At 37.9% G+C, this 12,287-nt stretch carries 5 protein-coding genes; 4 read left to right on the plus strand and 1 reads right to left on the minus strand.

What is annotated here, in order from left to right; genetic code table 11:
- Positions 1-219: 219 nt before the first annotated feature.
- On the minus strand, positions 220-2,343 hold the full coding sequence (locus tag AC1W31_RS13955) for a molybdopterin oxidoreductase family protein (RefSeq protein WP_481735079.1): 2,124 nt from the start codon (positions 2,341-2,343) through the stop codon (positions 220-222).
- A 754-nt stretch (positions 2,344-3,097) separates the two neighbouring features.
- On the opposite strand from AC1W31_RS13955, the gene AC1W31_RS13960 reads away from it, so the two are divergent.
- The 4 genes from AC1W31_RS13960 to AC1W31_RS13975 all read left to right on the plus strand — a co-directional run bounded on the left by AC1W31_RS13960 (position 3,098) and on the right by AC1W31_RS13975 (position 12,013).
- Positions 3,098-3,433, plus strand: coding sequence for a helix-turn-helix domain-containing protein (locus tag AC1W31_RS13960; RefSeq protein ID WP_481735080.1), 336 nt, complete (start codon positions 3,098-3,100; stop codon positions 3,431-3,433).
- A 43-nt stretch (positions 3,434-3,476) separates the two neighbouring features.
- The gene (locus tag AC1W31_RS13965) at positions 3,477-10,178 is read left to right on the plus strand and encodes a beta strand repeat-containing protein (RefSeq protein WP_481735081.1); all 6,702 of its coding nucleotides are present in this window, start codon (positions 3,477-3,479) and stop codon (positions 10,176-10,178) included.
- A gap of 135 nt (positions 10,179-10,313) precedes the next feature.
- On the plus strand, positions 10,314-10,655 hold the full coding sequence (locus AC1W31_RS13970; RefSeq protein ID WP_481735082.1) for a LytR/AlgR family response regulator transcription factor: 342 nt from the start codon (positions 10,314-10,316) through the stop codon (positions 10,653-10,655).
- A 134-nt stretch (positions 10,656-10,789) separates the two neighbouring features.
- The gene (locus tag AC1W31_RS13975; RefSeq protein WP_481735083.1) at positions 10,790-12,013 is read left to right on the plus strand and encodes a 3-phosphoshikimate 1-carboxyvinyltransferase; all 1,224 of its coding nucleotides are present in this window, start codon (positions 10,790-10,792) and stop codon (positions 12,011-12,013) included.
- Positions 12,014-12,287 lie beyond the last annotated feature (274 nt).

Genomic DNA, 12,287 nt, shown 5'->3' on the forward strand with positions numbered 1-12,287 from the left:
GTGTTCAAGTAAGGAATGTATAAATGGCTGTCATTTGCGAGCGAAGCGTGGCAATCTGTTAGCTTACGGGCAGAAGTTTTTAAACTCTTTTTCACCAATCCAACAGATTACTTCACTAAGTTCGTAATAACAGCCATTTATACATTTTAAAATTAAATACCCTCACTGGTTCAAGTCTCCAGGCTTGAACCAAACCACAGACTACAGTCTCAAACAAGACTACCTCAAAATCCGAACAGGCACACCCGAAAAAGCCGAATTCCCCGTCAATTCATCAATTAGTAAATCATCCGTTAAATCGTTCAAACTTACGCCTGCGTGAGCGGTGGCAATATCCAGTTGTACACCTTTGCGAGCGTGGCCAAAACCGTGCGGAATGCTCACAACATTTGGCATAATTTCATCGGTGATTTCCACGATAATTTCTACCCTACCAACTCTGGATTCAATTTGTACTTTTTCCAGATTTTCAATCCCACGAATGGCCGCAGTTTCGGGGTGAATCATGAGCGTACAACGGTCACGTCCTTTGATTAATCTTTCAGCATTATGCATCCAAGAATTATTACTTCTGAGATGTCTTCTGCCAATTAACTGCAAGTCAAATTCTGTATTTTGTGCATCTGCCAACAATTTTTGAAAATTGACTTTTACTCTTTCTAAATCGTTCAAAATCAATAAAGGACTAATATTAACTTCCTGATTATCAGTCAATAATTTATCTTTCAAACACGGACGCAAAGCGCCTAAATCTTCACCATGTGAATTATCTTTTAGCTTTTGGAGGGTTAAGCCTTCTTTTCCATACAGACCATATTGGATTGCCATGGATAATTTCTCTTCGGGATTTTTGGGTGCTGGGATTTTAGAATCTACTTGAGCAATCATGCGATTTTTTATCTCCTCAAATATCTCCCAATCGTGGCGTTGATTATTGTCTTTTTCAAATAATGGCTCCGAATATTTTGCCATATTTCTGACCGATAAATTATAAAAAGCTATGTCATAATGCGCTACTTCCAAACCCGTTGTTGGCGGCAAAATAATATTGGCGTGTCGGGTAGTTTCATTAATAAAAATATCCACAGCAACCATGTATTCCAATCCTTCCAAAGCCGTATCTAATTGCGTTCCGTTGGAGGTACTCAAAACAGGATTTCCACAAATGGTAAAAAGGGCTTTTATACCACCCGCCAAAATATCTTCACCCATCGCCGAAACGGGTAATTCCCCATCAAATTCTGGTAGTTTTCTAACGGCAGATTGGTAACGGTTAAAATAATTTTCACCTTTTTTTGCTCGTCCTAAAAGGTCAAAAGCGGGTTGTGGAAACATAGCTCCTCCTGCCGAATCCATATTGCCCGTAAAGATATTTATACAATTTATCAACCACTGACATACGCCCCCAAAGGCTTGAACACTTACGCCCATTCGTCCGTACACAACGGCAATTTTAGCCATTTTCAAATCATTTACAAGGTTTTTAATGGTTTCCGATGAAATTCCTGTAACACTCGAAACGGCTTCGGGTGTATAATTTTGAATAGCAGATTTAAGGGTTAAAACGGCTTCTGAATTAAGAGGAAGATGGGCAAGAGCATCGGCATAATTTCCTTTCAAAATCTCATTCAAAATTGATAACAATAAATATACGTCAGTGGCTGGTTTTATAAAAATATGTTGGTCAGCGATTTTGGCAGTTTCGGTTTTTCTGGGGTCAATTACGACAAACTTCCCACCTCTTTTTTGAATAGCTTTCAAACGATTTGCCACATCGGGAACGGTCATCATTGAGCCATTTGAAGCCAAAGGATTTCCACCGATAATCAACATAAAATCAGTACGGTCGATGTCCGGAACGGGCAATAAAAGTGGATGTCCAAACATCAAAGAAGACACAAAATGATGCGGTAATTGGTCGGCAGAAGTGGCCGAGAAACGGTTTTTAGTTCCCAAAGCCCTCAAAAAAGCAGGAGCCGACAATAATGTTCCCGAATTATGTACGGAAGGATTTCCTTGATAAATGCCTACTACATCTTTCCCGTATTGAGCTTGAATAGATTTCAATTTTGAAGCTACTTCATTAAAAGCTTCATTCCACGAAATGGTTTCCCAACCTGTTTCTGTACGCCTGACAGGCTGTTTTAATCGGTTTTTATCTAAGTAAATATCCTTTAACCCAAGGGCTTTAGGGCAAATATGACCTCGTGAAAAAGGGTCTTTTTTATCTCCATTGATGGTAAGGATTTCATTATTTTCATTGACCGTAATTTCTAAACCACAGATGGCTTCGCATAGGTTGCAAGCACGATAATGGGTACGGACGTTTGTTAATAAATTCATATTTTTTGATGGGGTAATTCAAATTTAATTTGAATTTACGAAAAATAATTGAAATGAAATATAATAATTTTCCTCATTATTAACCGATTTAATACCTTTTAAAGAAATGACTTAGCAGCACAAATACCAACACAACTTTAGTGAAGGTAGAGTATTAAACCTTGTACGTACTATTGCGTTACCGAAAAATAAAGCTTAAAATATTACCGAATAATGATAACAACAATAGTGAAGAAAGTGTATTTATCCATATTTGTAATATTATAAATGAGTGCAGAAACTCAATAAATTATAACCGTTTGATAATAGATACAATAGTGAAGAATGGGGGATTATACTTATATGTATTATTACACAGATAATTAAAACAGCAACATAACTACCATGTTTTTTACCGAATGATAAAAATAACATAAGTAAAGAATAAATGTTAAGTAAAGTTGGTAATATTGTATTACCTCAGAAATTAAGACTTTAAAAAAATAGTTCAAATTAATACAGTTTATTAGAGCAACAATAACACACTCCCAAAAACATTCCTTTCTTTCTTTTTCGGCAGCTTTTCTAAAAATGAGAATACTGTGGGAACAACCTCTTTGAATTAAAAAAATTAATAGACAATACCAAATTACTCAACTTTTTGAAGACCACTAATAATTAAAAAATTAAAACACAGATGCTCAATCTTGAAGGTTGAGTATAGATGCGTTTGTTATTCTATTTTTCAAAATTAATCAAAGTAAGCACTATTCCCATGAAGCCACTCTATACTGATTTTTTAAAGGTTGCACAAAATATTGTCGAAGCCAATTATGATAATGAATTATTTGGATGCCCTACTCTCTGCGATGCGCTGAAGATGAGTCGATCGCACGTACACCGAAAATTAGTCGAAGAGACGAGTCTTTCTTGCTCCGAATTCATTCAAAAAATCAGGCTCGAAAAGGCTAAAGAATTATTAATAAGTACAAATCATTCCATTTATGAAGTGGCTTTTAAAGTTGGTTATTCAGATGCCAATTATTTCAGTCGTTCCTTCTCGAAGATTTACGGTTTCCCTCCTTCACAATGCCGACAGATTTCGGCTTAGTTATATTGTAAAAATCTTATTATTTCTTCCAATTTCCTGTTTTATGAAGACATTATTAGAGTCTGCTGGTAAATCAACCGCTAATAACTTTGTCGATAGACCAACTATATTTATTTCTTTTGGCAAAAAACCACTATTGAGTTTTTTGTTTTTTTTATTGTTTATTGGAGGGTCGATTAGTGGGATGGCTCAGACTTGGACAGGTGCAACTTCTGGGGGCGATTGGCAAGTGGGAAGTAACTGGACTGGAGGTTCTGCTCCAAGTCCAAACGCATCGGTAATATTCAATAATGGAGGTACAATGGTTATAACCAATGTGCCTGCTTATAATGCGGCAAATGGATTGACAGGCTTTCAAGTAACATCAAATACTTCAGTTGAATTGCAAGGAAATACTGCGGCATCCAGTATAGTTAATTTTGCAACGACCAGCTCATTAATAGTGGATGTGGGTTCAACTTTAATTATAAAAGGAAGCCCTGCACCAGCTAAAAATTTAACCCTAACATTGCCAACGAGTGCAACTGCTTCTGCCACAATAAACGGTACGCTTACTGTGGCTTATAATACTGGATTTTTGGGTATTGGAGCATTTTCAAAAGGTGCTTTGGCTACAATGACTATTGGTTCTACTGGTATTTATAATCATAATATCAATAATGGAACAATACCAAGTAGTGCCACTCCAGCGAATGTAGATTGGAATGCTACTTCTACCCTAAATATAAATGGCTACGTATCAGGGACATTGACCATGAACGCAAGTGAAACGTATGGTAATGTTAATTGGAATTGTCCTACTCAAACAGGTAATGTTCAATTTTCATCAGGGACTTCTACTGTCAAAGGTAATTTTGATATCATCAGTGCTGGTACTGGATTTGTTAGAATTTCGGGAGCATCTAATGCCACTTTAAATATTGATGGCAATTTAAAACTTCAAGCGGGAGGACTTTCATTTGGAAGTACCGCTGCAATAACAGGAACAGTTAATTTAAAGGGCAATTTTGTAAGGAGTTCAGGCACAACGGTTGAGGTTTCTCCAAGTACTTCTATTGGGCAACTGAATATAAATGGAACAGGAACACAATCTTTTACAAACCCAGGGAGTTTTACGGGTACAGGAGCTATTAATGTAGCTGTGGCAAGTGGCTCAACTTTACAATTTACAGATGGAACTCATTTCATAGATGGCATTGGATTATTTAGTCTATCAAGTGGAGCAACATTAGGCATAAAATCGGCAGATGGTATTAATCTTTCTAATACAAGTGGTCATTTAAGAAATTCAGGCGGAAAGGCTTTAAATGCTGCCGCAAACTATCTTTATAATGGTACTGGCAACCAAAACACAGGAACTCAGTTAGGCGATGGCGTAAACATTGCTTTTAGTGATGGTGGAATAAAAACTTTTAATGGCTCACCCTCAGATTTTACTGGAAATTTTAGTGTGGCAAGTGGAACTTCCGTAGCCCTTGGCTCATCAGGAACAGACCATACTGCTCTAACACTAACATTGGGTGAAGAAGGAGCAAATAATCTGACTTGGGGAAGTACGGCTGCCGCTACCGCAGACCACAAACAAGCTACCTATTTTGGAACAAATGGTACAGGGAGACTTGCCGTAACTACTCCAACTTGTAGTACAGGAAATCAAACAGCTTCAATCGCTTCTAATAATGGAGATATTAATGGTAAAATATGTAGCGGTACAAATGCAATATTTAATCTGAAAGGAACTGCAAATGCTACTATTTCATATAAACTAAATGGTACTCCAAATATAGTTGTTTTAAATGGCTCAGGTATTGCAACTTTAACAATTACTGGAGCAACTGCTACACAGGCATTAGTTCTTACAAAAGTTACGAGTAGCACAACTTTTTGTGAGACAACGCTTTCGGCAAGTTCAACAATCAATATCAAGACTGTACCTGTTATTACTACTCAGCCAAATACATCAAACGCTACAATAACCTATGGAGCGAATGCCTCATTCAGTGTTGTAGCTACAAATGGAGGTGATGTAAGTTCAGAAATGTATCAATGGCAAGTGAAAGTTGGAACTGGTTCATTTACTGACATAAGTGGGGCAAATGCTTCAACGCTAACGTTTACATTGCCAACAGTTGCCATGAGTGGCTATCTTTATAAATGCATTATTACAAATAGTTGTGGTAATTTTGCTACTGATGAGGTGACTTTGACGGTAAATAAAGCCGCTACTATAACCACGGTGACTATGGCGGCTGGACCATTTCCATACACTGGTTCTCCACAGACCCCAGCAACGGTATTAGTAACTGGGGCGGGCGGTTTGAGTTTAACCCTAACGCCAACTTATGCTGACAACACCAATGCAGGCACCGCAAAGGCATCTTACAGTTATACAGGAGATGCTAATTATTTAGCAAGTTCTGACAGTAAAACTTTCACTATTGGGAAATTCCCTCTCACAATAACCGCTAAGAACCAAACAGCCTGCCAAAACGCCCTATTCATATTTGCAGGCACTGAATTCACCTATTCTCCATCATTCTTACCAAACGGTGAAATAGTAACCCGTGTAACCTTGACAAGTAGTACAGCTATTGCTGGAGCGATTCCAATTGTGCCAACATTAGCAACTGGCGATAATGGATTTTTAGCAAGTAATTATGCGATTAACTATTTACCTGGAACTTTCACCGTAAACCCATCTGCCTCACAAGCAAATACTGGCCCAGTTAGCATGAGTTCTTGCCCAGGACAGCCTATACAATTAGGGGCTACTCCTGTACCAGTAATAACTGAAACTGGTAGTTGGACTGTTGTTGCTTCACCACTTTCTCCAACGGTAACAGGTACACCAGTATCAGGGGCTGGCCGTTTCCAAACAGGAATTGGTTCAGTCACTTCAACAAGTACTGACCCAACGGCAAAATTTATCCCTATACATGGCTATGGCTCTTACACATTACGCTGGACAGTTACTAATGTCCCCCTTTGTACTCCCACGTCTGATGATATAGTGATTAATTTGCAGGATATTATTCCTCCTACATTTGTAAGTCCAAATGCAAATATACCAGACCAAATATTATTTGTAGATGCAAGTTGTGAAGTACCGAAAGCAAATTATGTTATCCCAACTACTGCAACCATTGCAATTGCAACTACTGATAATTGTGCCGTACAGTCATTAACCAATGATTTTGCAACAAGTGGTTTGCCCACTAATTTGACGGCTGGGCCCACTGGAACAAATGCTTATAATATTACATGGACGGTTACAGATTTTGCCAATTTGACAGCTACTTATATTCAGAAAATTATTGTAAAAGACAACATTACTCCAATTATTGCAGGTTGTCCCTCAACGGTTACTGTAACACCAGCGGCAGGTCAATGTACGCAAACGGCTACTTGGACAGAACCAACGGCAACAGATAACTGTACTCCTTCAGGAAGTTTAGTATGGTCAAAAACGGTGTTATTAGCTGGTGCTACAACGCCAATACCAGTCTTTTCAGGTCAGACATTCCCTGTTGGTACTCATTCAGTGACCTATACAGCTACAGACGTAGCAGGTAATATTTCTACAGCCTGTACATTTAGTGTTGTAGTTAATCCAAATACTACCGCAATGACTGTTATCTCTGGTGGTGGTACTGTATGTGCAAATGCAACTTTATCTAATTTGATATTTACTTCGGTAGGTACTGGCCCTTGGGCAATTACTTATACAGATGGTTCAGCTTCATATAGCATATCTGCAACCACATCCCCATTCTCAGTTGTAGCTCCTACACCAACAAGTGCAGGTACTAAGACTTTTGCAGTAACTTCTATAACAAGTGCTTCGGGTTGTGTGGGTTTATATTCTGGAAGTGCTGTGGTATTAGTTAATCCAATTCCGGTATTAAGTAGCACACTATCTCCAACAGCCATTTGTAGTGCAGCAACCTTTGGCTATACGGCAACAAGTGCCACTTCGGGAGCATCTTTTGCTTGGACAAGAGCAACCGTTACAGGAATTACGGAAATGGGTACAACGGGTACGGCAAATGTTAGTGAAACTTTAACCAATTCAACAACCGCTCCAATCGTTGTTACTTATTCATATATCACAACGGCTAATGGTTGTAGCAGTGCATCACAAGATGTAACGGTTACCGTGAATCCATCAACTAAAATTACAACTCAACCAATAGCGGCAAATTATTGTAAAAATGCCACAGCAACAGCCCTTTCAGTAGCTGCAAGTGGAACAGGAACAATAACTTATGAATGGTTTAGTAATACAGGTAGTAGCACAACAAATAATATATTAGTAGGAACAGAAGCAACATTTACGCCTCCAACTTCAACCGTTGGTTCAGTTTGGTATTATGCCGTAGCTACAAGTCCTTCTTGTGGAACCTCAACAAGCAATATCATTGAAATCAAAGTTAACCCACTCCCAACTGCAACAATAGCAGTTAATATACCAACTATCTGTCAAAACGGAATATCTCCAATAACTACCCTTACAGGTGCAAACGGAACTGCTCCATATACATTTAGTTATAAAATTGGTTTAACAGGTAGCATTCAAACTACTACTTCTAATGGTAATATAGCTACCTTCAATGTACCAGCAAGTACAGTTGGTGTGCATGAATATATACTTGTAAGTGTGGCTGATAATAATACGTGTAGCCAAACTCAAACTGGAAGTGCAACAGTAACTGTTAATCCATTACCAACCCCAGCCGCCGTAGCAAGTCCAACATTCACAGCCTGCCCAGGTATTTCGTTTACCATGAATGGTAATACAATTGCTAACGGAACAGGTACATGGACTGTTACTTCTTCACCCGGGGCTACATCAGATGCGGGTATATTCTCGGATATTCATAGCTCAACTTCAACTTTTACAACTGCACAGGGCTTAGGATTATATACCTTTAGGTGGACGGTTGTTAGCACCTACGGATGTAGTAGTTCTGATGCTTTTGTAACGGTGACAATTCAAGATGCAACACCGCCAACGTTTAACCCTACTTCTTTACTTGCTCCAATATCAATTGTGGCAAATACAACAGGTTGTACGACATCGCAAACATCTATACAAGATTTATTACCAACAAATCCTTTAGCTTTAGCAACGGATAATTGTGTTGGTGTTCAGTCAGTTACAAATAATTTGACAACATTACCATTAACGGTGGGTATTCATAATCTTGTTTGGACAGCAAAAGATTTTGCAAACAACACCGCTACTTATACACAAGTAATCACAGTTACAAATCCTGTATCAGTAGTAACGATTAATCCAGCCGCTGTTTGTTCTCCAAGCAAAGTTGATTTAGCCGCTACGGCAGTTACAACAGGTTCAACAAGTGGTTTAACATATACATACTTTACAGACGCAGGTGCAACTGTTCCATTAACTAATCCAAGTATGGTAGTTACGGGTGGTACTTACTTCATCAAAGGAACAAATGCTAATGGGTGTAGTGATGTGAAGTCTGTAGTGGTTACAGTTAATGCCCAACCTGTTGTGAGTACGGTTACACAATCTGTTTGTTCTCCAAATAAAGTTGATTTGACACTCCCAGCAGTTACGACAGGTTCTACTGCTGGATTGACATACACTTATTTCACTAATGTAGGAGCTACAATAACTTTATTGATTCCAACGATGGTTGCTACAAGTGGTACTTATTACATTGTAGGAACGAATACAAGTACTGGTTGTAGTGATACTGCATCGGTAATAGTTACAATCAAACAACCAACAACCAGTTCAACTATCGTTTCTAATTGTGGAACATATACTTGGAATGGGGATGCTTACACCGCTTCCGGTACTTATACTAAAGTATTGACAAATGCAGTCGGTTGTGATAGTACGGCTACTTTACTCTTAACAATCAAACAACCAACGACCAGTTCAGTAACAGCCTCGGTTTGTGGGTCGTATATCTTCAACGGAAAAACTTTAACGGCTTCGGGAATTTATGAAGATACTTTACAGAATGTCGCTGGTTGTGATTCATTAATTACCTTGAATTTGACAATTAGTTTACCTATAACCGTAACCATAACTGGTTCAACAACTGTTTGCACAGGTGAAACACTCAACCTAACTGCCACAGGTGATGGCACTTACGAATGGTCTGGCCCAAACGCATTTAATGCGACAACTGCTACAATCAGTCTTCCAAACGCCGTAGTTGCGTATTCTGGAACATATACTGTAAAGGTAACAAATGCTAATGGATGTACAGCTAATGCCACAACACTCGTAACAGTTAATGCAGTACCAATTACGCCAACTGTTCAAGCAAACGTAAATACCCCAACAAGTACAAACATTACTTTGACTGCAACAGGTTGTGCAGGAACTTTATTGTGGTATAATGCCTTGGATAATACATCGGTAACAATGCCTATTTCTCCATCTGTAACGACCAGCTATTATACAAAATGTGAAGTAACAGCAAATGGAATAACTTGTACAAGTCCAGCATCTGGAAATGTTAAAGTTACTGTCGGAACGCTTGTTATCATTACTATAAAAACTGGTAATTGGGAAGATACAACAACTTGGAACGTAGGTAGATTGCCATTAATAACGGAGGAGGTGACGATTGATTCGACCCATATCGTTACAATCACAACTGCGACACAAGCTATTGCGAAGAAATTAATTTATAAGACAAATGCAACGCTCAATTTTGGTAATAGTTCAGCCAAATTGACCTTAGAAAGTCTTTAATATTATTTCATTAATCTTCCATTTAATGAATATTATTTTGGGTTGTTCATTTTCAAATTTCAGAAAATGAACAACCCAAAATAATACCTAATTGAAAAATAATAATTCAACCCTAATATTTCATTCATTATCTCTTTGAAAACTCATGAACCAAGAGGCGATAATTCCTTATTAATTATTAATCAAAGGACATTAAAAAAAGTCTCAATCAATAATATTGTATCACTCAAAGGTGACGTTAATTATACCATTTTTCACTTCCTTCATGGTAGAGAAAAAATGGTGGCTCGAAGTATTAAATTCTTTGAGAAACTTCTTGAAACGTACGGATTTCTACGAATTCACCGCTCGTTTATGATTAATCCGAATTACATCGAAACGTACAATACTGAAAAAGAAATCCTGACCATGCGTAACGGTCAAGAAGCCAATATTTCCAGAAGAAGAAAGCATACTTTGGGGAGCCTTGTGGAATAACTTTTGAATTATAATCCTTACTTTAACCAAAAAAAATTATTTATTTTTATAAAATTCTCATAACCAATAACTAATAACTAATAACTAATCCCTATTTTCTATTAATTTTACACCTCCAGAAAACATATATATTTTTGAAAACGATATTACTCCCAAAAATTCAGCAATCTTTCCAAACGGAAATCCCTTTGCCTTCCTCTAAATCAGAATCCAACAGAGCCTTGATTATCAACGCTTTAGCTCATGGAAAAGACAATCTTTCTAACCTCGCCGAAGCCCGTGATACTCAAACAATGATGCGATTATTAGCTTCTGATGATGCCGTTGCGGATGTCATTGATGCAGGTACAACGATGCGTTTCTTAACTGCCTATTTTGCCATCACGGGTCAGCACAAAACCATGACGGGTACCCCTCGTATGTGTGAGCGTCCGATTGGGATTTTAGTAGACGCCTTACGCTTCTTAGGCGCTGATATTCAATACGTTAATAAAGAAGAATATCCTCCCTTGCAACTGAACGGTTTTCATTTTTCAGGAAATAATCACTTGCAAATTCGTGGTGATGTTTCGTCGCAATATATTTCGGCAATATTGATGATTGCTCCACTTTTACCCGAAGGTTTGGTTTTGGAAATTACGGGAGAATTAGGCTCGAAACCCTACATCGAAATGACTTTGAAGCAAATGGAAGCATTCGGCGTGAAAATTTCGAGAGATTGGGATAACATGAAGTTGACCGTTCCAGCCCAAAAATACGAACCAATTCCTTACGCTATTGAGTCGGATTGGTCGGGAGCGAGTTATTGGTTTTCGGTGGTAGCGCTTGCTGAAAATGAAGATGCAGAATTAGAATTATTGGGTTTGAAAGAAAATTCGCTCCAAGGAGATTCTGTCATTACGGATATTATGAGTCATTTAGGGGTAAAATCTGAATATACAGGCCAAGGGTTTAAACTCACAAAAATCCCTTCGGATGCAGCCTTGGAATGGGATTTTACTAACTGTCCGGATCTTGCCCAAACCGTTTGTGTGGTAGCTTCTGCCAAGAAAGTGCCTTTAACTTTAACCGGAATTGAATCGTTGAAAGTAAAAGAAACCGACCGTATTTTTGCCCTCCAAACTGAACTGGCGAAAATGGGGACGAAATTGGGAGAAATAGAAACCAATCATAAATACTTGTTAAGCCCCGCTCCTACCTTAACACAGCCAACTTCAATCCATACTTATGATGACCACCGCATGGCAATGGCTTTTGCACCTTTAGCATTGTTGATGGACATTGTAATTGAAGAACCTGACGTAGTAGTAAAATCATATCCATCCTTTTGGAAGCATTTTGAGAAAATCCAATCATGATCTAAAGGTGTAGGACACAATGTTTTAGTTTTTAAATCATGATAGAACCTCCTACGTCTGATTTATGGCTATTTTCAAACTAAAACTCATATTGTTTAGTTCTATGTTTGTAAATTTCGTCTTCAAAATCAGGTTGAACGCATTTAAAAATGCAATTTTGAGTTTAAAATCAATGAATAGTACAATTTTATAACTGTAATTTTGCCAGAAATAATAAATTGATGAAAATTTGAATCTGGTTTTAGGTTTATGTTAACATAAATACTTCATTTTT

This window comes from Arcicella sp. (assembly GCF_964672035.1).